General features: G+C 67.3%; 19 protein-coding genes and 1 pseudogene. 15 read left to right on the forward strand and 5 right to left on the reverse strand.

The genetic code is table 11. The features are described 5' to 3' along the window. Positions 1-521 precede the first annotated feature (521 nt). On the forward strand, positions 522-1,391 hold the full coding sequence (locus FAZ69_RS12950) for a DMT family transporter (protein WP_136895033.1): 870 nt from the start codon (positions 522-524) through the stop codon (positions 1,389-1,391). 160 nt (positions 1,392-1,551) lie between these two features. Here the strand turns inward: FAZ69_RS12950 and FAZ69_RS12960 are convergent, their stop codons facing one another. The 3 genes from FAZ69_RS12960 to FAZ69_RS12970 form a co-directional block, all read right to left on the reverse strand. Then, a complete protein-coding gene (locus tag FAZ69_RS12960; RefSeq protein ID WP_136895036.1) occupies positions 1,552-2,385 on the reverse strand; it encodes an AraC family transcriptional regulator in 834 nt (277 codons plus the stop codon). 154 nt (positions 2,386-2,539) lie between these two features. Continuing rightward, positions 2,540-4,213 carry a S10 family peptidase gene (locus FAZ69_RS12965; protein ID WP_136895038.1) on the reverse strand — a complete coding sequence of 558 codons (1,674 nt, stop codon included), beginning with the start codon at positions 4,211-4,213 and terminating at the stop codon, positions 2,540-2,542. A gap of 201 nt (positions 4,214-4,414) precedes the next feature. Then, positions 4,415-5,983, reverse strand: coding sequence for a S53 family peptidase (locus FAZ69_RS12970; protein ID WP_136895040.1), 1,569 nt, complete (start codon positions 5,981-5,983; stop codon positions 4,415-4,417). 427 nt (positions 5,984-6,410) lie between these two features. On the opposite strand from FAZ69_RS12970, the gene FAZ69_RS12975 reads away from it, so the two are divergent. Then, on the forward strand, positions 6,411-6,920 hold the full coding sequence (locus FAZ69_RS12975; protein ID WP_136895042.1) for a DUF1993 domain-containing protein: 510 nt from the start codon (positions 6,411-6,413) through the stop codon (positions 6,918-6,920). Positions 6,921-7,167: 247 nt separating this feature from the next. Next, positions 7,168-7,449, forward strand: coding sequence for a hypothetical protein (locus FAZ69_RS12980; protein WP_136895044.1), 282 nt, complete (start codon positions 7,168-7,170; stop codon positions 7,447-7,449). A 41-nt stretch (positions 7,450-7,490) separates the two neighbouring features. On the opposite strand, the gene FAZ69_RS12985 is transcribed toward FAZ69_RS12980, so the two are convergent. After that, entirely contained in the window at positions 7,491-8,120 is a 630-nt protein-coding gene (locus tag FAZ69_RS12985) for a LysE family translocator (RefSeq protein WP_136895046.1), read from the reverse strand. 229 nt (positions 8,121-8,349) lie between these two features. On the opposite strand from FAZ69_RS12985, the gene FAZ69_RS12990 reads away from it, so the two are divergent. The 3 genes from FAZ69_RS12990 (at position 8,350) to FAZ69_RS13000 (ending at position 10,564) form a co-directional block, all read left to right on the forward strand. Next, a complete protein-coding gene (locus FAZ69_RS12990; protein ID WP_136895047.1) occupies positions 8,350-8,583 on the forward strand; it encodes a hypothetical protein in 234 nt (77 codons plus the stop codon). Between the two features lie 253 nt (positions 8,584-8,836). Beyond that, complete coding sequence (locus FAZ69_RS12995; protein ID WP_136895049.1) at positions 8,837-9,295, forward strand: DUF2844 domain-containing protein; 459 nt, start codon at positions 8,837-8,839, stop codon at positions 9,293-9,295. A 12-nt stretch (positions 9,296-9,307) separates the two neighbouring features. Continuing rightward, positions 9,308-10,564 (forward strand): DUF3443 family protein, encoded by a 1,257-nt coding sequence (locus FAZ69_RS13000; RefSeq protein ID WP_136895051.1) that lies wholly within the window; start codon positions 9,308-9,310, stop codon positions 10,562-10,564. 80 nt (positions 10,565-10,644) lie between these two features. Here the strand turns inward: FAZ69_RS13000 and FAZ69_RS13005 are convergent. Next, a pseudogene (locus FAZ69_RS13005) lies at positions 10,645-10,950 on the reverse strand (type 2 periplasmic-binding domain-containing protein); the annotation flags it as partial. 234 nt (positions 10,951-11,184) lie between these two features. Here FAZ69_RS13005 and FAZ69_RS13010 point away from each other — a divergent pair. The 9 genes from FAZ69_RS13010 to FAZ69_RS13050 all read left to right on the forward strand — a co-directional run bounded on the left by FAZ69_RS13010 (position 11,185) and on the right by FAZ69_RS13050 (position 20,818). Next, on the forward strand, positions 11,185-11,664 hold the full coding sequence (locus tag FAZ69_RS13010; protein WP_136895053.1) for a nuclear transport factor 2 family protein: 480 nt from the start codon (positions 11,185-11,187) through the stop codon (positions 11,662-11,664). Between the two features lie 126 nt (positions 11,665-11,790). Then, on the forward strand, positions 11,791-12,783 hold the full coding sequence (locus tag FAZ69_RS13015; protein WP_136895055.1) for a helix-turn-helix domain-containing protein: 993 nt from the start codon (positions 11,791-11,793) through the stop codon (positions 12,781-12,783). Between the two features lie 100 nt (positions 12,784-12,883). Further along, entirely contained in the window at positions 12,884-13,828 is a 945-nt protein-coding gene (locus FAZ69_RS13020) for a SphA family protein (protein WP_136895057.1), read from the forward strand. 22 nt (positions 13,829-13,850) lie between these two features. Then, entirely contained in the window at positions 13,851-15,092 is a 1,242-nt protein-coding gene (locus FAZ69_RS13025; protein WP_136895059.1) for an MFS transporter, read from the forward strand. Positions 15,093-15,131: 39 nt separating this feature from the next. Beyond that, on the forward strand, positions 15,132-16,589 hold the full coding sequence (locus FAZ69_RS13030; protein WP_136895061.1) for an amidase: 1,458 nt from the start codon (positions 15,132-15,134) through the stop codon (positions 16,587-16,589). Between the two features lie 106 nt (positions 16,590-16,695). Further along, positions 16,696-17,460, forward strand: a complete 765-nt coding sequence (locus tag FAZ69_RS13035) for an SDR family NAD(P)-dependent oxidoreductase (RefSeq protein ID WP_136895063.1) — start codon at positions 16,696-16,698, stop codon at positions 17,458-17,460. Between the two features lie 117 nt (positions 17,461-17,577). Continuing rightward, positions 17,578-18,417 (forward strand): molybdenum cofactor biosynthesis F family protein, encoded by an 840-nt coding sequence (locus FAZ69_RS13040; protein WP_240702212.1) that lies wholly within the window; start codon positions 17,578-17,580, stop codon positions 18,415-18,417. Then, positions 18,414-19,208: an SDR family NAD(P)-dependent oxidoreductase gene (locus FAZ69_RS13045; protein WP_136895065.1), complete on the forward strand. Its 795-nt coding sequence runs from the start codon at positions 18,414-18,416 to the stop codon at positions 19,206-19,208. The genes FAZ69_RS13040 and FAZ69_RS13045 overlap by 4 nt, the downstream gene beginning before the upstream one ends. Before the next feature lie 158 nt (positions 19,209-19,366). Next, a complete protein-coding gene (locus tag FAZ69_RS13050) occupies positions 19,367-20,818 on the forward strand; it encodes an APC family permease (RefSeq protein ID WP_136895067.1) in 1,452 nt (483 codons plus the stop codon). Positions 20,819-20,891: the final 73 nt, after the last annotated feature.

A 20,891-nucleotide genomic window follows, 5' to 3' on the forward strand; every position in this document is an offset into this window, starting at 1 on the left:
TCGCGCCCGATCGGAACATCGCTCATGCGGCCCGTTCCCGCTGGACCGCTCACTCGCCGCGTCGCGACACCCGCCGTGTCTTACATCCAGCGGGTGTCGCGACGCCGAGGCAACCAGGCGTCGAAAGTTGCATACGCAACTTCCATGCCGAAGACAGAATCTTACATCCGAGCTGTGCGGCGCTGCGCGCAATCAAGCATCTACCGCACCGCTCGCGTGCGTGCGGCGCGCTCGCGGATCGCCAGAGAGACGACTTATCGCAAAGCAACACCGCCGTCACGCACCAACTCCATGCATCGGCGACAACTCGCGCACCGCCTTGGAACGGCGCACCTCCGTGATTAAGCCGCACCTGCCGCGCCGCCAAAACGCGGGTTTTCCCGAGCATGGCGGGTTACGGCCGCGGGTTGCCGCCTTAAGTCGTCATCCAGAGTCGCCGTCCCGGGTTGCAGTCTCGAACAAGACACGCCGGTTGGCTGGCGCGATACTGCGGCTCCTTTTTGCGCCGACGCCGATCCGCGATGTTCGCCACCCTGCTTGCCGCCGTCTTCATTTCGCTCTGGTCGACCGGGTTCGTGGTTGCCCGCGCAATCAAGCCGTACGCCGATCCCAATCTGTTCCTGCTGATGCGGTTCGGCGGCACGGCGCTCATGTTCGCGCTCGCCGCATGGGCGGCCCGCGCCGCATGGCCGCGCGGACGCGAGCTCGGCAAGCACCTGTGCGCCGGCGCGCTGTTGCAGGGAATCTATCTCGGCGGCGGCTACTGGGCTGTCGCTCAAGGCCTCTCCGCCGGCGCGATGGCGCTGCTCGGCGCCTTGCAGCCGCTCCTGACCGCGGCGCTGGCCGCGCCGCTCTTCGACGAGCGCGTCTCGCCGCGCGGCTGGAGCGGGATGGCGCTCGGGCTCGCGGGGGTCGCGCTCGTGCTGGCGCCGAAGCTCGCCACGGCGGCCCCGGTGCAGCCGGGTCATGCGCCGTCGTGGCTGGTCGCCGCCGTCGCGGTGCTGGCGGTCGTCGCATTCACGGCCGGCACGCTGTTTCAGAAGACGTCGCTCGCGAAAGCGGACATCCGCAGCGCGAGCGCCGTGCAGAACCTCGGCGCGGCGGCCGTCGCCGCCGCGCTCGTCGGCATACTGCATGAAAAATATTGCATACCGTCGACCACGCTCTGGATTTCGCTGGCCTGGGGGATTGTGATGCTCTCGGGCGTCTCGATGACGCTCCTCACGCGGATGGTGCGGCGCGGCAGCGCATCGCGCGCCACCGCCCTGCTCTTTCTCGCGCCGCCGCTTGCGGCGCTTCAAGGCTATGCCGGGTTTGGCGAGGCGCTGTCGGCCGCGCAGATCGCCGGCTTTGCCGTCGCGCTCGCGGGGGTGTTGCTGGCGAGGTCGTGAGGCGGCGATCGCCCCCTCGATCGGCCGTGTCGGAAGCCTCGGACACACGGGCGCGTCTTTCGCTCCGAGTCGACCACCACGATATAGCGGCCCGCCCATGGCGTAACCTGCCGGTCCGGGTGCAGCACCCACAGCGACCTTGCCGCGTCGCAGCAGCGCCTCACCCGTTGACCGGCACCCAGATCTCCACCACGCCGTTGCCCGTCACCGGATCGAAACGCTCGTCGTAGCGCTCGAAGTCGGGCGCGTCGGCGGCCTTGAAGTCCGAGTCGGGCAGCCACTTGCTGAGGATCGTGTTCCAGGTGCGCCGGATCGTCGAGATGTGCCCGCGATGCGAGAACACGGCATAGCGCTGCGCGGCGAGCCGCACGCGCGCGAACTCGGCGGGCAGGCGCCCGAAGTCCGATACTTCGACGCCGCAGATGTAGTCGAAATTGCCGGCGCCGTCGCCGTTGCAACACACGCCGTACGTCACGCGCCCGAGCTGCCCGGGCACCCGGCCGATATGCGGCCCGAAACGCTGCCAGAGCGCCGGAATCCCGGCGACGGTCTCGCAGGTGTAGCGCTCGCCCAGTCCGGCGATCAGCAATGCTTTCGCGTCTTCGAAACGCGGCGGCTCCAGGTCGGTGTTGAGGTCTTCGTCCATTCTCATCGGCTCCACGAGGTCGAGGTTGTCGACACGGCGTTGCACGCGAACCTGCTCGGGCGTGACCCCGAACTGCTCGCGAAACGCACGCGTGAATGCCTCGTGAGAGCCGTATCCGGCTTCGAGCGCGATCGCCAGGATGTCCGGCGCGCCCATCGACAGCGATTTCGCCGCGACGGTCAGCCGGCGCCCTCGCACGTACCGCATGATCGATCGTCCGGTCGCGACGCCGAAAGCGCGCGAGAGGTGAAAGCGCGACACGCAGCCTGCGCTCGCGATGTCGTCGAGCGTGATGTCGCTCGAAAAATGGCTTTCGATGAACCACAACGCGCGTCCCACGGGATTCATACGGTCTCTCGGTCAAGGCATGATGGATTTATAGCGGCATCGCCGGACGCGGATTTGATCGGAATTGCTGAAACGGCATTCCGCCCAAACGCCGGCGGGGCTGACCGGAACAACCCGGCCAGCCCCGCTGGACGCGCAGAGCCTCCCTCGCACGCTACGCTTTGTGCCGCTGCTGCAATGCCCGAATGCGCCCCATCGCCGGCTCGTCGCCGGTCGCTGCGTCGTACATCTTCGCGAGATCCCCCTTCAACGCCGTGCGCGAGTTGCCGTCGAGATAGATCATGTGTCCCGACGGATAGAAGCGCGCCGACAGGTTCGCACGCACCTGCTGCTCGATCAGCGGCATCTGCTGCAGATCGATGACCGTCTGGTAGAACGGCGTGACGAAGTCATAGAAGCCGTTCGCCGACAGCACCTTCAAGTCGACGTTCAGCGCCATCACCGCAGCCAGGTCGCCCGCCGTGTAGAGGATCACGTTGCCTTGCGCATCGACGCCCTTTTGCGCGCCGGTCGGGTCGATATGGCTGAAATTCCAGTTCTGGAAGGCCTGGTTGTTGAGGTCCGTGAACGCGGAGTTCGACGTGTATTTCAACTGCTCGTTGAGATACGTATTCCACATCACCGTGTAGACGCCCGTGACTGCCGTCATCGTGGGATCGTTGCCGCCCGAGTTCGGGTCGATCTTGCCCGCGATGCCGGTCTCGATGCCGGTCACGCGGCCGTCGTAGGCGCCCAGCGCGAGGCCCTTCGACTTGAGCAGCGTCGTCAGGAACAGCGAATTGCCGTGGCTGTCGTAGCCCGCGATGTCGAGACTCCAGGCGATCAGCGTCGTCTTGTCGATGCCCGTGTATTCGCTGAGCTTCTCGATGGTGGCGTCGTCGGTCTGCGGGAACTTGCGCAGCGCCTGCAGATAGTCGCCGCGCGCGAACTGCGCGACTTCCTCGGCGAAAGCGCCGAGGTTGGCGGGCGTCGGCGAGACGCCGAGCTTCTTGTGATACCACGCGTCCGCGGCCGCGGTCGGCAGCGCGCCAACCGGATTGCCCGCCTGCGTGTAGTCGAGGATCGACGATTGCAGCGTGACGCCGTTCAGGTCGATGCCGTCCTCGTGCAGCAAGTAGGCGAGCACGCAGCTGCGCGCCGTGCCGTAAGACTCGCCGAACAGAAACTTCGGCGAATTCCAGCGGTTGTTCTTGGTCAGGAAGCGCTTGATGAACTGCTTGATCGAGACCGCATCCGGATCGGTGCCCCAGAAGTCGATGTTCTTGTGCGGCGCCACCGCCGCCGAGTACCCGGTGCCGACCGGGTTGATGAAGACGAGATCGCTCTTGTCGAGCAGGCTGTCGGGGTTGTCCTCCATCGCGTAAGGCGCGGGCGGCGTGAAGCTCGGCATCGCGGTCTTGATGCGGCGCGGCGCGAACGAGCCGAGCAGCACGAACACCGCCGACGAGCCCGGCCCGCCGTTGTAGAAGAACGTGACGGGCCGCGTCTCCTCCTTCTGGTTGTCTTCGGTGAACGCGACGTAGAACATCTTCGCGTTCGGCTGCGAGCTGCTTTCGTCGACGGTGACGAGGTGCCCCGCCGTCGCCGTATAGGCGATCTTGCGGCCGCCGATCACGACCGAATGATGCGTGATAGCCGCGCCTTCGGTGGTGTCCGTGACCGAATCGTTCGGACCGTTGCCGTAAGCGACCGGATCGAAGAACGGCTGGTCGCCGTCGGCATGGCCGAGCGCATGCGCCATCGACATCACCCCGGACGCGGGCGAGGCATGCGAGTTATGAGGCGAGTGATGCGATTGCGTGCTGCCGGACCCTGAATCGGTATTCATCGTGACCGCTCCATCGATTTCGTTAGCGACGCCTGGCGTCGTTTCAGTGCTTTGCCGGGTGGACTGCGTTTGACGAACTGAACTGCCCTGCTCCTGCGAGCTTTTGCTGCGTATCGCGCTTCTCGACTGTCTCGGCATACCGCATTCGGTATGCGGTATGCCGTGTGCTGCATTTGGTATACAAAATAAAACGCCAACGGGCTATAGAGCAGCAGCCACCTTCTGGCCGTCGGGACTGCCGAGCCCGGTGCAGGCATCCCAGCCGGGGGATGCCGCGAAGCTGCCGTTGTTGCCCTTCTTGATGTCGCGGAACGCGCCGCCCGCCTGGTAGAGCTTCGGGTTCACGAAACCCGCCGGCGCGCCCTTGGCCGCGTTGATGCGCGCGATCAGCGCGGCCCAGAGCGGAGCGACGGCGCTCGTGCCGCCGATCACCGACTCGCTGCCGTCGACGAGCACCACATAGCCCGAATTGGGCGAGGCATCGCCCGCCACATCGGGCAGCCCGCGCATGGCGAGCGGCGCGGCGCCGCCGTTCACGCGCGTCACCGTCAGCCCTTCCTGCCACGACGGCAACGCGAACAGGCTGCTCACGCCGCCGCCCGAGGCGCCGCCTGACGCGCCGTCGTTCCATACCGCTTCGCTCTTGATCATCCCGCCCGCGGCGCTGCTCGATGCGCTGATGCGCGTGCCGCCGCAAGCAAGCACGTAGGGGCTCGACGCCGGAAAGTCGACATGATCGGCGCCATCGGCGACGCCCTCGCTCGAGCCGCTGTCGCCCGACGCCGCGCAGATCGTCACGCCGACCGCTGCCGCCGCCTGCAGCACGCTGTTGAACGCCTGCGCCGACTGCTGGGTCCACGCCGATTCCGGCCCGCCCCAGCTGATCGAGATGACCGACGGACGATTCACCGTATCGTGCACCGCGCGGTTGACGGCGTCCATGAAGCCGGCGTCGCTGTTCGAGGAGAAATAGACGGCGATCGTCGCGCCCGGCGCGATCGCGCCGGCAATTTCGATGTCGAGCGTCACCTCGCCGTCGGGGCCGTTCGGGTCGCCGCTCGGCGCATTGCCGTTGTTGTCGACCGGCACCGCGACCACCTTGGGCAGCGGTACGCCGAGGTTGGAGAAATAGGCTTGCAGATCGCTGCTCTCGTAGCCGCCGCCGAGCTCGATGATGCCGATGCATTGCCCGCTGCCGTCGCCCGCGGGGAAGTCGTAGAGCGACGCGATCTGCAGCGGCGTAAACGATTCCGCGGCAGCCTGCGCGGCAAGGAAGGGAGGACGCCTCCGGAAATGCGGCCGCGCCTGCGGCCGGTTGTCGAGCCCGAGCACCGCGGTGACGACGCCGTGCAGCTCGTCGGGCAGGCTGACGGCGCCCGTGCGGCCGCGATACGCGCCGATCGCATGATGCTCGTAGCGCTCGAGCTTGACGTCGAAGGCAGTCTGGAACTGGGCGATCGTGCCCGACAGCACGACCGTGCTTTCCGCAGCGTTGGCGCGCACGACCGCGAGCCCGTGTTGCGCCGCAAAGGCGCGCATTCTGGCGATGTCTTCGGCCGATGCGCCGAAGCGCTGCGAAAACTCATCGCGCGAGAGCGGTGCGACGCTCGCGCCCTTGCCGATTTCCCCCAATAGCGCATGAAGGGCCGCTTCCGATTGCCGGCGCAGCATCACGACCACTTGAATCGTCTCGCCCGGGTCGCATTGCCCGAGACACTTCGATCCCTCGGCCACCGCGCGTTCGCTGCCGGCCAGTGGATGTCTTGCCATGGTTTGACGCTCCTGTATGCACCACCGGTGCGGCAGGCGCCGGCGACGCGCCATGCGGCGCCGCAACGAGCGGCGGTGCGGTTGCACAAGCGGACATCTGCCGGCGCGGGCACCGGACGCTGCCGCGCCGAAACCCGCACCCTGCCGCCATTTCGAGGACTACGCCAAAGCTCCGACAATAGCGCCCGCGCGCAGTTCCGAGATACATGGCGCGGCGTCGCGCGGCCTTGCTCGGCGCGCCAGCCGCGACTCGACCGGCATGCGCGCGGCCCCGACAAACGTTGGACGAATCATCGCGGCCGATTTGGAAGCTCACGCGCCGCGCCGCTTCGACATATCATGCGGGCGGCGGCTTTTTCCGCCGCTTCGTTGCAACCGGCGCACATCGGCTGCGCCTGTCGAAGAGAAGAACTCGAGGAACATTTCCATGACCCTGTCCATGTATCAAGCCTCGGTGCCCGTGCTCGTGCACGGCCTGACCAATCTGAAAGCCATTCTCGGCAAGGCCCAGGCGCACGCCGCCGAGAAGCAGGTCGATCCGTCGGTGTTCATCAACAGCCGGCTTTTTCCCGACATGCTGCCGCTCAACCGGCAGATCCACATCGCCACCGACACGGCGAAGGGCTGCGTCGCCCGCTTGGCCGGCGTCGAGGCGCCGAAGTTCGAAGACGTCGAAGTCACGTTCGACGAGCTCGCCGAGCGGATCGACAAGACCGTCGCCTATCTGAAGGAATTCACTGCCGCGCAGATCGACGGTTCCGAAGAGCGCACCATCGTCCTCAAGATGCGGACCGGGCCGATCGAGTTCACGGGCGTGAACTATCTCTCGTACTTCGTGCTGCCCAACCTCTACTTCCACATCACGACCGCGTACGACATCCTGCGGCACAACGGCGTCGAGCTCGGCAAGCTGGACTTCCTCGGCAAGCTCGGCTGAGCGAAGCGCACGGCTCATAGCCGGGCATCACGGCATGCGCCCCGCGACCGGGGGCGCATCGCCTTGTCCTCGCTTCTCCCGCCCCCTGCCTTTGAAAAGCCGCAACGCGGCATTCGTCTTGACGGAATGAAGGCCGCCACCGAAGCGCGCCCGCACCGCAAAGGAAAGCCATACCCCAAGCGGAATAATCGAACACGACGCCGGGTTTACCAATCAAGGGAAGTGAAACTCAAGAGTGGGGGCGCACATGGACATCATCGACCTGGCACGCGCATCGGGCATGCAAGTCATCCTCGACGGCCGCATCGGCAACGAAATCTATCAAAGCGTGTGCGGCCCGGTGTCCGCGCTCGAGCGCTTCGCGGCGGCTTTGCGCGGCGCACAGGAATGCGCGCGCAACCATCGCGCCGGGCGCAAGCCGCGGCGAGCCGGCGTTGTGGAAAATTCGAAGGCCGGCTCGACGGCAACTAAGCCATCGCAAGCCGAACCGGCTCGTTCGGATTCCCTATCGATCCGAACCATTCGCTAGCGGGACGCGACGCCGCGTGGGCATTGCATCAATGCGACGCATCAATCGAGCGACAAACGCAACGCAAAGCCGATCAGCGCGGCCGAGAACGTCCAGCGCTGCAGCGTCTGTGCGAGCGGATGCGAGCGCATCCAGTCCGAGATCCGCGCGGCGCCGATCGCGTAAACCGCATCGAAGCATGCCCCTATCGCGACGAGCAGGATGCCGAGCTCCGCCACCTGCAGCGCGACCGGCCCCGCCTCCGGCCGCACGAACTGCGGCAGCAGCACGGAGCAGAACAGTAGCGCCTTCGGGTTCAGCAGATTCGTCAGCAAGCCCTTGACGAACATCGCGCCCATCGGACGCGCCGAGCGATCCGCGTCCTCTCCGGCCGGCAGCGCGAACACGGGGGAGCGGAAAATCTGCACGGCGACATAGGCCAGATACACGGCGCCGCCGTAGCGCACCGCCTCATAGAGCCACGGCGCGCTCTGCAGCAGCGCCGCGACGCCGCACGCCGACAGCGTCACGTGCGTCGCCCGCGATACCGCCAGCCCGCCCGCGGCGGCGAGCCCGGAGCGCGCGCCGCGTCCGATGCTGGTTTGCAGGACAAGCGCCATGTCCGGCCCGGGAACGGCGTAGACGACCACCAGCGCGGCGATGAAAACGATCAGCAAATGACTGGAAACCATGATGCGGGCCTGCGATGAGAAAGGGGAAAACGGGCTCTATCTTGCAATCAGGGGCGGAGCGATTTCTGGCCATTTTTCACGGCTTAGTCAGCTTGCTTGGCGCTTTCCGCCAATTTTCCACAATTCATGGCGAATTCCGGCTACCCGTCGATCCCAGCCGATCGAAGGCCTGCATCCCTCCCCCACCCATGGCATAGTGGCGGCGCCAACGAACCATGGAGTCTCCCCGATGAACCACGAACAGGCCCGAGCCGAAGAAACCCGCGCGATGGAGCGCGTCCTCAATGCGACGCGGCAGGTCCAGACTGCGTTCGCGTCGCTACAGTCGCAGTTCCCGCCGCAAGGCGCGGGCAACCCCTCTCAATTCGCGCTGCAGACCTTCGATGCCGCCTTGCAGGAACTCGAAGACGCACAAGCCGCCTTCGATGAAATACTGGGCGACCTGCTTGACGGCAATCGTTGAACGAACTATCGGCGCACGCCCCTGTAAGCCTTGAATAGGCGCGCGAGCCTGGCTCGCCGCGCAAGCCATCGACAGATTCGCGGGCGGAGGCCGGGGCTGACAGTTAGTTGCGATCGATGGATTGCAGCCAATCCTCAGACTATTTTCCAGATCTCACCCTAAATATTCCAAAACCCTCGCCGTAATACCCCATCAGGCCCCGTTCGACACCGGGCGGACCTTTACAAAACAAACGGCTTTACGAGGGTTTTTCATGCGCTTTAGAGAAGCCGCGGCTTGTGCCGCGATGGCAGCGTTTTGCTTGACGCCGGCGGCGCACGCCGCCCTGGGAGGCACCCCCTCCTATTCCAACGACCTCCACCCCACCGCCACCGCAACCGTCGCGACGCAAACCGAGGCCGGCTATTCGATCAACATCACGACGTTCAGCGACGGCCTCGTCGTGCGCGAATACATCGCGAGCGGCACGGTGTTCGGCGCGAGCTGGAGCGGCGCGACCATGCCCAGCCTGGGCGAGCTGTTCGGCAGCTACTACACGCAGCTCCAGCAAGGCGCAGCCGCCTACCGCAACGCCAACGGCGGCTTGAGCATGGTCGTCGTCGACCAGTCGACGCTGTTCGCGCAGGTCGGCGGCCGGGCGGGCGCCTTCAGCGGGCGCGCCTATCTGCCCCGCGCATTGCCGTCCGGCGTCTCCGCCGACGCCATTCAATAAGGAGGCGCGCACATGAAACCGACACGCCTACTCTGGTCCCTCGCCGCGCTCGTGACGGCGCTTGCCCTGACCGCATGCGGCGGCGGTGGCGGCGGCAGCAGCGGCACCAGCTCGAACTCGTCGACGTCCTCGTCGTCCTCGTCGAGCACCTCGACCACCACGACGGTCGCCAACGTGCAGACGTTCACCATCGGCTCCAACCCGTTCAGCGTGCCCAATGCGCCGATGACGAGCGTGACGATCTGCGTCCCCGGCACGACGACCTGCCAGACGATCGACAACATCCTCGTCGACACCGGCTCGTCCGGCCTGCGCATCCAGTCGTCGGTGCTGTCGATCGGCCTCACGGCCGCGACCGCGACGGGCGGCGGCACGCTCGCCGAGTGCATGGAGTTCGGCAGCGGCTTCACCTGGGGCTCGGTGCGCAACGCCGATGTGAAGATCGGCGGCGAAACGGCGTCGAACATTCCGATCCAGGTGGCCGGCGACTCGGTCGGCCCGATACCGACCAGCAACTGCACGGGCGCCACGGAAATGGACACGCCGGCGAACATGAACGCCAACGGCATTCTCGGCATCGGCAATCTCGCGCAGGACTGTCCGAGCTGCACGGCAACGGCGAACAACACCACCTACTACTCGTGCGCGTCGTCATCGACGGCTTGCACGCTCACCGCAACGCCGTTGACCGCGCAAGTCATCAACCCGGTGGCCGCCTTCTCGACCGACAACAACGGCGTCGTGGTGCAGTTGCCGGCCGTGACGCAGACAGCGGCGTCCGTCACGGGCACGATGACCTTCGGCATCGGCACCGCGTCGAACAACACGCTCGGATCGGCGACGATCTTCACGACGCAGTCGGACACGTCGTTCTTCAACTCGACCCTGGGCAGCACGACGACGCCGTTCACGATCATCGACAGCGGCTCGAACGGCTACTTCCTGCCGAACACAGGGATTACGCAGTGCAGCGGCAGCACCGGCTGGTTCTGCCCGTCCTCGACGCAGTCGCTGACGGCGACGCTGCAAGGCGTAAGCGGGAACACCAAGACGGTGAGCTTCTCCATCGCCAGCGAAGCGACGTTGATCGGGACGGGGAATTGGGCGCTCAACGGGCTGGGCGCGAATGTATCGACGACGCTGACGACAACGTTCGGCTCGGGCAAGCTCGTGGACCTGGGGCTGCCGTTCTTCTACGGGCGGACGGTGTACACGGCTATCCAGGGCAAGTCGACGCCGGGTGGAACGGGGCCTTATGTCGCGTTCTGACGGCGAGTTCTCCGCACTGTGACCCGATAGCCCGAACCGCTGCGCCCGGTGGAGAGATACCGGGCGCAGCACGATTCACCTCATGCGATCGGATCCTCGATAGGCTGAACGATCGCATCGCTCTCCAGCTTCTCCATCAGCGCATCGCGGACCAACGCGACGGGCCGCACCAGACGTCCGGACGGCGCGCCATGCACGAGCCGGATACGCAGCACGTTGCGGAAATCCGCTGCATCGACGCGCTGCAGCGACTCGCGGTGCGCGCTGCGCGCGAGCGCCTCCGGCACCGCGAGCCCGATGCCCAGCCCGCGCGCCACCAGCGAAAGCTGCAGTTCCGATCCGAACGCCTCGACCGCGACATTGAACGGCAGCCCGGCCGCCGCGACACGCATGAAATCGCGGCGCGAACGTCCGAAGGGCTGATCACTCATTCGCTTCTCTCCTCTCCTCTCCTCAGAGCCTCGAACATACATGGAACCGCACACAATACGGGCTCCAGAACCCGATAATTTGTTTACTCGCCACGCTGGACAGCCGCGAACGTTGCAGGCAACCTTTGCGGCGTGCGATACATCCGTGTCGCTCCGCGCCGCATAGTGCGCCAACGGGGAAATCAGACAATGAGCCATGCCAACGCCGCGCTGATCGAGCGCTTCTACACAGCATTTCAACAGCTCGACGCCGAAGGCATGAACGCTTGCTATGCCGGCGACGCTCTGTTCCGCGACCCCGTGTTCGGCGAGCTGCGCGGCAATGAGATTGGCGATATGTGGCGCATGCTCACGCAACGCGCGCAGGGCTTTTCAGTCTCTTTCAGCGGCGTCGAAGCGACTGCCGAGGCCGGCAGCGCGAACTGGGTGGCAAATTACATCTTCACGCAAAGCAAACGGCCGGTCGTCAATCGCGTGCATTCGCGCTTCCTGTTTCGCGACGGCCGCATCGTCGAGCAACACGACGCTTTCGATCTATGGACGTGGTCGCGGCAGGCGCTGGGCATCAAGGGCGCGCTGCTCGGCTGGACACCGTTCATGAAAGACGCGATCCGGGCTCAGGCAAGAAAAGGACTGGACGCGTACCGGGCGAAGGCCGCACGAAGCTAGGGCCTGTTCACGCTACGCAATGCTGAACCCGACGCTCGATTGCCTACTGTCGAAAACTGCTGTTATATACGGACCATTGCCCGGACAATCCGCCTCATTTCGTCCTGCCCCCTGGAACCGCCGCTCATGAATGCCCGTCAACCGCTACCGTTCTCCGCTCGCGCCATTGCGCACGAATCCTGCGTGATCCGGCGCTTCGAGAGCGACGACGTCGACGAGCACGCCCGCTCCATGGAAGGCTGGAACCTGCATTTCGACCAGCTCTCGCCAGGACCCTTCCACGGCTCGCTTCAGGAAATCCGCGTCGACGGCGTGCAGCTGCTGCGCGAGCGCGTCAACCGCGCGCTGCTCAAGCGCGGCGCCGCTTGGCGAGGCGCGTTGTCGTTCAGCATTCCGCTGGAAGTCGAAGGCGCCGGCTATTGCGGCGGTGCCGCGATGCCGGAGCGCATGCTGCTCGTCTCGGACGCCGACTCGCTGCCGGAGTTGCGTACGCCCGATTCGCACGACATCGCCGTGCTCGCGCTCTCGAAGCAATCGCTCGATGCGCTCGCGTCGCTCGACGAGCACGCAGGCGAACCGCGCGCCGCGGCTCACAGCCTGCGCCTCGTCCCGCTGGCAAGCGCGCGCTACGACGCGCTGAAAACCTTCCTGCTCACAAGCTTCGACGCCGACAGCACCGCGCTCGCCTATCCGGAAGCACGCAAGGCGCTGCACGACGCCGTCATGCTCGAACTCGCCGACATCACGAGCGCCGAGGACGGCGTGGTCCGCCTCGACGAAACGGCGCGCCGCCGCCTCGTCGAGCGCGTGCGCGAGCTGGTCATGTCGCGGCCCGACGCGCCGCTCACCGTGCTCGACATCTGCCGCACGGTCGGCACGAGCCGCCGCAAGCTGCAGTACTGCTTCGAGGAAATGCTCGGCACACACCCCGCGTACTACCTGCGCGTGCTGCGCCTGAACGCCGTGCGCCGCGAGCTCGCGCGCCACGCGAGCGACACCGCGTCGGTGAGCGACATCGCGTTCCGCTGGGGTTTCTGCCACCTGAGCCGCTTCGCGACGCACTACCGGCAGTTGTTCGGCGAACTGCCCTCGGCGACCCTCAAACGCCCGCCTAGGTAATTACCAAGGGGCCCGCCGAGAATTACCAAAAGCGGATAACGCCCAAAATTTCGACGTTCCTAGACTCCCCGTACACACTCTCACTACGGGGAAAGGAACGATGGAAAGCAGTAGACAACCGCGCGCGGGCGCACGCCTCGCCAAGGCCGCGACAGCCGCCGCCGCACTGTTCGGGGTGCTTGCGGCCGGCACCGCCCACGCCACCGAGAACGGCGCGCCCACCACGTCTTTCGGCGTATTCGACTTCGGCGCGGGCATCATGCCTCCGCCCACGCCGGACGGCACCTTCGCGACGCGCTACGCGTTCTACACGGCCCATACGCTGAAAGACAACAACGGCAACAGCGTGCCGAACAACTTCGGCCTCACGGTCTCGTCGCTGAGCCTCGCGTACATCCGCATGACGAACGTGAAGCTGTTCGGCGCGAACGTCGGCTTCGGGACGATCGTGCCGTTCCTCAGCATGAACGGCCACCTGACGGCGCAGACGCCCTTCGGCGCGCTCCCGCTCTCCGCCAGCCCGACCAACATCGGCGACGCCGATTTCCAGCCGCTGATTCTCGCGTGGTCCTCGCGCAACCTGTTCGTCAACGTCGCGTTCCAAGTGCAGGCGCCGACGGGCTCGTACCAGGCGTCGCGGCTCTTCAATCCCGGCTCGAACCACTGGACGTTCTCGCCGATCCTGGGCGCGACCTACATCACCAACGGCGGCTTCGAAGTCTCGACGAGCATCGAGATCGACCAGAACACGACCAACCGCGCCACCGATTACCGCAGCGGCACCGAGTACCGCCAGGAGTTCGCAGCGGGCCAGCACATCGGGCCGTTCACGGCGGGCGTGGGTGGCTACGTGTACCGGCAGCTCTCCAACGACCACGGCCCGAACGTCGACGGCAACCGCTCGAGCGTCAACGCGCTCGGCCCGGCGTTCAGCTTCTTCGAGCCCGGCAAGCCCGCCGTGTGGCTGCATGCGTACAAGGAGTTCGACGCGCACAACCGCAGCCAGGGCTACCAGATCGCGCTGCGCGCGGCCATTTCCTTCTGAGTCACGAGCGAGGAGTCATGCGATGAACCAGCTCTCCACATTGAGCGATCCGGCGGCCGCCGCGAGCCATCCCAAGGCGGGCGCCGCGCAAGGCGCCGTGCTCCTGCTCGGCAGCAGTCTCACGATCATGGGCGCCGTGATGATCGCGCCGATCCTGCCGAAGCTCGCGGCCGAGTTCGTGCCGGGCAATCCCGCCGCCGCAGGCCTCGTGCCGCTCGTCGCGACCGGCCCCGCGCTCGCGATCGCCATCGTCGCGCCGCTTGCGGGGTGGCTGGCGGACCGCATCGGCCGCAAAGCGCTGTTGCTGCTCGCCACGCTCGTCTACGGCCTCGCGGGCGCGGCTCCCGCCCTGCTGGGCGGCCTCGGCTCGATCCTGCTTGCGCGGCTCGCGCTCGGAGCGGCGGAGGCGTGCGTGATGACTTGCTGCACCACGCTGATCGGCGACTACTGGCAAGGCGACATGCGCGTGCGCTACGTGAACCGCCAGGTCGTGACGATCGGCGTGGTCGGCACGCTGTTCTTCGTGATCGGCGGCGCGGCCGGCGAGCATTCGTGGCGCTACCCGTTCTATCTCTACCTGCTGCCGCTCCTGCTCGTGCCGGCCATCGCCGCGCTGCTCTGGGAACCGCTGCGCGAGCGGCGGGCCGCGCCTGCCGCCGCCGCGCTGTCCGAAGGCCCGGCGGCGCTGTCCGGCGCCTCGCTCGCGTTCCTGCTCGCGACCGGCTATCTGCTCGTCTGCATCGGCATGGTCTGCTCGTTCGTCGTCCCCGTGCAGATGCCGCAATTGATGATCGAGATCGGCGAGCATTCGTCGACGATGATCGGCATGGCCTCGGGCGTCGGACTGCTCGCGACGCTCGGCGGCTCCATCGCATGGCCGTGGCTGCGCGAGCGCATCGGCCGGCGTCTCGTCAATTCGCTGCTGCTCGCGATGCTCGCGGCCGGGCTCTATCTGCTCGCGCAGGCGCATACGGTGCAGGCGATTCTCGTGGCCGTCGTCATTCATGGCCTCGGCGCGGGGCTTCTCGTGCCCAACGCGATCCTGCCGCTGATGCACAAGCTGACGCTCTCGACGCGCGGACGCGGCCTCGGCGGCTTCACCTCGGCGCTCTATCTCGGGCAATTCGTGAGCCCGCTCGTCGTGCTGTCGTGCAGCGCCGGCTTCGGTGGACTGAGGCCCGCGATCGTCGCGATCGCAGCAGGCGCGGCGGCCATCGCGCTCGCGTGGCTGATCGCGGCGCTCAAGTCTCGCGACGACGCTTAGCGCCGCATCCTCCCCATCGATCAACAGAACCACGCATTCATGAAAGACATTCGAACGCTCTTCGCCACCCACGACGGCATCGCACTGGCCGAGCTCGTGCGTGCCAGGGAAGTCACGCCCGGCGAGCTGCTCGATGCCGCGCTCGCCAACGTCGACGCCATCGATCCGTCGCTGAACGCCGTCGCCGAGCGGCTCGACGACGAGGCGCGCACCGCCGCCGCAGCGGTCACCGGCAGCGAAAGCGTGCTCGCCGGCGTGCCGACGCTCATCAAGGATCTCTTCGCGCCAGTGCGCGGCGCCCGCATGGCGAACGGCTCGCATCTGTTCGGCGAGTACCGGCCGGACTTCGACGCCGAGCTCGTCGCACGCATTCGCCGCGCGGGCATTCCGATCTTCGGGACGACGCTGTCGCCGGAGTTCGGCACGTCGTATTGCACGTCATCGGCGCGTTTCGGGCGCACCTGCAACCCCTGGCATCCCGACGTGACCGCGGGCGGATCGAGCGGCGGCGCGGCGGCGCTGGTCGCCGCGCGTGCGCTGCCGTTCGCGCACGGCAACGACGGCGGCGGCTCGCTGCGCGTGCCGGCCTCGTGCTGCGGCGTATTCGGCCTGAAGCCGACGCGCGGGCGCGTGCCGATGGGGCCGATGGCCGGCGAAGGGTGGGCGGGCATGGGCATCAACCATGCGATCACGCGCTCGGTGCGCGACAGCGCAGCCCTGCTCGACCTGATCGCCGGCATGGATACCGGCGCGCCGTATGCGGCGCCGCATCAAGGCGGCACGTTCCTCGAAGCGACGCATCGCCGTCCGGCGCGCTTGCGCGTCGGCGTGATCGCAAGCGCGCCGCCCTGGCCGACCAATCCCGCGTGCGACTCGGCGCTGGAGCGTACGGTCGCGCTGCTGGAATCGCTCGGCCATCATGCCGAGCCGATCGCGTGCCCCGTTTCGTCCGAAGCGTTCTTCGACCACGTCTTCACGATCATCGGCGCGCAGACGCGCTCGCTGCTCGACACCGTCGCGCGCCAGCGCGGCCGCGCCGTGAGCGAGGACGAGATCGAGGCGCGCACGCGCATCGTCGTGCGCGACAAGGGCGGCGTGACGGGCGCGGAATATGCCGCTGCTGTCGACTGGGTCCACGCGCTCGGCCGCACGTTCGGGCGGCTGATGGAGCACTACGACGTGCTGCTCACGCCGACGCTCGCGCAGCCGCCGCTCGCGCCCGCCGCGCTCGCGATCGACGACGACAGACTGACGCTCGCCGACGTCATCGACCGCTCGCACCGCTTCTCGCCGTTCACGGCGTGGTTCAACGCGACGGGGCAGCCCGCGATGTCGGCGCCGCTCCACTGGGACGAACGCGGCCTGCCGATCGGCAGCCATTTCGCCGGCGCGTTCGGCGCGGAGGAGCTGCTGTTCTCGCTCGCGGCGCAGCTGGAGGAAGCCGCGCCGTGGGCGGCGCGCATGCCGCCGGTTTGCGCAGTGCCCGCTACGGCCTGAACCGGCTTTGCCGATCCCGGCTCCCGCCGCCCGCCGCGACGGGCCCATGCTCGACAGCCGAACGCAGCCATCGCGCTGACGCAGTTTTCGCACAGGAGATCGAAACATGGACCTGGGACTCGCAGGCAAGACACTGGTCGTCACGGGCGGCGCATCGGGCATCGGCAAGGCGTGCGTAGAGGCAGCGCTTGCCGAAGGCGCGCGCGTCGCCGTGCTCGACGCGAACACCGCGCAAGGGCGGGCGCTCGCATCCGAACATAGCGGCGCAGGCCTGCTCTTCCTGCCCGCCGACGTGTCCGGCGAGCGCTCGGTCGCCGCCGCTATCGATGCCGTCGCCGCGCGCTTCGGCGGCATCGACGCGCTGATCGCGAGCGCGGGCATCTCCGGTCCGGTCGGCAAGCCCGTCACCGCCATCGCGCAGGACGAATGGGACCGCGTGATGGCCGTCAACGTGCGCGGCGTCTTCCTGTGCGCGAAGCACGCTCTGCCGCATCTCGAAGCGCGCCCCGGCGCCGCCATCGTGCTCGTCGCCTCCGACAGCAGCCTGTTCGCGAGCGCGGGCATGAGCGCGTATTGCGCATCGAAGGCGGCGGCGCTGATGCTCGCCAAGGGGCTGTCGGTCGACCACCCTTCCGTGCGCGTGAACAGCGTCTGCCCGAGCGTCGTCGATACGCCGATGTCGCGCCGCGATCTCGGGCTCGACGCGCGCGGCTTCGCGGGCACCGGCATTCCCGCGATCGCGCCGGCCGAGGTCGCGCGGCATGTGCTGTTCTACGCGTCGCCGGCGAGCGCGCCGGCCAACGGCACGGCGGCCGTGCTCGACTTCGGCTATGCGGTGCGCTCGGGCTTCCCCGCGTTCGGTTTCGCTTGAGCCGCCGCGTGCCGGCAACGCCGGACGCGCGGACACCTTTGCCGTTTTCGGTTCCCGAGCGCACTCGGGCGGCTCCCATACTCGTTCCGAACCGGCTCCATCGAGCGAGACCGGGACATGAACGCAACCACCTCGACACCTCCCATGAACGACACCAACTGGATTTCCGTAGGCGACCTCGGCACGAGCTTCGCCGTTGCGAGCCATGCGCTCGCGCCCGTCGACGATCTCGCCGGCCATTCGTACGACGTCGATTTCGGCGCGTTTACCGTCACGCATACCTTCGTCGACGGCGAGACACTGCGCTGGCACGTCAAAGGCAGCGGCGAATCGGGCACCGACACCTATCGCGCGACCTCGCCGCGCCAAGGCATCTACCTCGTCGACTTCGTGAAGTCGTCGCAGCGCGCGACCTCGGTGAGCCTCGTGCTCGACCTGCAGCGCGGCATCGCGACGGCTGTCATCGGCACGCTGCCCGACCAGGCGCGCGCGAGCGTTCCCGCCGTCGAGCTGGCGCGGCAAAAGCGCGAGCTGACCAGCGTCGGCGTGGAGATGCTCGCAGGCGTCATCGACGGCAAGTTCGAGCACACCTCGCCCGTTCACGAAGAGACGGGCGAGCTCGTCGGCAAGCGCGTGCTGTACCGCTACAGCCCGCACGAGTGCTATGAGCACGTCTACCTGAACGACACGATGTACGCCTGGCATTGCATCGCCGGCATCGAGAAAGGCCTCGCCGACGCGGACCGCTGCCACTACCGCAAGATCCGCGACGGTCTCTATCTCTTCGTCTGGCGCGAGAAGATCGTGCCGACGCTCGGCGTGATCGTCATCGACCTCGACGCGCGCAAGACCACCGGCAAGATCTTCGGCTACGCGGGCGACGATTTCGGCGCGCTCGCCAACTTCCCGGTCGGCGCCTACGCGACCGTGCTCAACACGACGACGGTGCCGGCATGACGCCGCGCTTCGCAGGGCGCGTCGCGCTCGTCACGGGCGGCGGCACCGGCATCGGCGCGGCCGCCGCGGCGCGCCTTCGCGAGGAAGGCGCGTGCGTCTACGTGCTCGGCCGGCGCGCGGCCCCGCTCGCCGCCGTGGCCGAGGCCACCGGCGCCATCGCGCTGCCCGCCGACGCGGCGGACCCGGTCCAGGTCCGCGCGGCGCTGGCGAACATCGCCGAGCGCCACGGCCGGCTCGACGTCGTGGTCGCCAACGCCGGCGGCTTCGGCCTGGGCGCGGTCGGCGACACGAGCGACGACGACTGGCGCCGCGCCTGCCTCGCCAACCTCGACACCGCGTTCGTGACCACGCGCGAAGCGCTGCCGATGCTGCTCGAAAGCCGTGGGGCGATCGTCGTCGTCAGTTCGATCGCGGGTCTCGCCGCCGGGCCGGAGGCAGCGGGCTACGTGACCGTCAAGCACGCGCTGATCGGCCTCACCCGCTCGCTTGCGCGCGACTACGGACGCCGCGGCGTCCGCACCAACGCGCTGTGCCCGGGCTGGGTGCGCACGGAGATGGCCGACGACGAAATGCGCGCGCTGATGGCCCTGCACGGCCTGGCGACGCTCGACGAAGCCTACGCGCGCGCCACGCGCGACGTGCCGCTCGGCCGCGCCGCCGAAGCGAGCGAGATCGCCTCGGTGATCGCGTTTCTCGCCTCTGCGGACGCGGGCGCGATGAACGGCGCGGTGGTCGTGGCGGACGGCGGCGCCACGGCCGTCGACGTGCCGACGCTCGCCTTCGCCGCGTAGTCCGCGTAGTTTCACGCATTGCCGATTTGGGCTATCTGTCGCATTTTGGGCTCCCTACACTGGGCTCCACGTCGCCTGCCAAGCCTTGTCCAGCCTTGTGGGACGGGCCTCGCAAGCCAATCCGAAGCAGCCTGCGGAAACCTGGAGGAGCCTTACAAATGACTGTCGCAACCAAAGGGCAGGAGTCGACCGAACTGCGGCGCGAAGCGTTGGGACTCGGCTTCATCATCTTTTTCGTGATCTCCGCGGCCGGCCCGCTCGTCGCCATCGCCGGCGGCGTGCCGATCGGCATCATGCTCGGCAACGGCGCGGGCACGCCCGCTCTGATCGTCGCCACGGTCGCGATCCTGCTGGCGTTCTCGGCCGGCTACACGTCGATGGCGCGCTACGTCACGAATGCGGGGGGCTTCTACGCGTTCGCCGCGCGCGGGCTCGGCGGCAGCGTCGGCGGCGCGGCGGCGCTGCTCGCCCTGCTCGGCTACAACACGATGCAGATCGGGCTCTATGGGATGTTCGGCACGGTCGCCTCGGGCTTTCTCGCGCAGCATCTCGGCGTCGACGTGCCCTGGTGGGCCTGCGCATTCGCGGCGATGGCGAGCATCGCCGTGTTCGGCTACCGGCAGATCGACCTCTCCGCCAAGGTGCTCTCGATCCTCGTGATCGGCGAATACCTCGTCGTGCTCGTGCTCGACGTCGCGATCCTGAAGGCCGGCGGCCAGGCCGGCGTGACGCTCGCGCCGTTCTCGCAGCATGCGGTCTTCAGCGGCACGCCCGCGATCGGCTTGCTGTTCTGCTTCGCGATGTTCATCGGCTTCGAAGCGACCACCATCTATAGCGAGGAAGCGAAGAACCCGCATCGCACGATTCCGCTCGCGACCTATCTCTCCGTGCTCCTGATCGGCGGCTTCTACGCGTTCTCGGTCTGGTGCATGGTGGTGGGCGCGGGCGCCGACTCGATCGTGAAGATCATCTCCGCCCTGCAGGACCCGACCACGTTCCTCTACTCGCTCTCCGACCGCTACGCGAACAAGAGCCTCACGCTCGCGATGAGCGTGCTCTTCATCACGAGCGTCTACGCGGGGCTGCTCGCGTTCCACAACTCCGCCGCGCGCTACTTCTTCGCGAGCGGACGCGAAGGCCTGCTCTCGAAAGCGCTGGGACGTACCCATCCGATTCATCAAAGCCCGCACAACGGCTCGCTGCTGCAGTCCGCGCTCGCCGCCGTGGTCGTGCTCGGCTTCGTGATCGCGAAGTCCGATCCGGTGCTCACGCTGTTCTCGTGGCTCACCAACGTCGCCACGCTGTGCGTGATCGCGCTGATGGCGCTGACCTCGTTCGCCGTGATCCGCTATTTCCGCAACGTCGATACCGCCAAGGACGAAGGCGCGCTGCGCGTGCTCGTGCTGCCGCTCGTCTCGGGCGTCGCGCTCACTGCCGTGCTGCTGCTTGCCGTCGCGAACTTCTCGGTGCTCACGGGAGCGAGCAAGACGGTCTCCTATGCGCTGACCCTCACACTGCCCATCGCTGCGATCGCGGGCCTGCTGCTCGCCGGCCGGCTCAGGACGCGCAACCCGTTGATGTTCAGCCAGCTCGGCAATTCGAAGGTCTAACCCCTTTCTTTCTGCATGACGACAGCGAGCACCGGCGCATTGGCGCCGGCGCTCCGGGCGCCTTTTTTCCGAA

It is taken from the genome of Trinickia terrae (genome assembly GCF_005144415.1).
GTDB lineage: Bacteria > Pseudomonadota > Gammaproteobacteria > Burkholderiales > Burkholderiaceae > Trinickia_A > Trinickia_A terrae.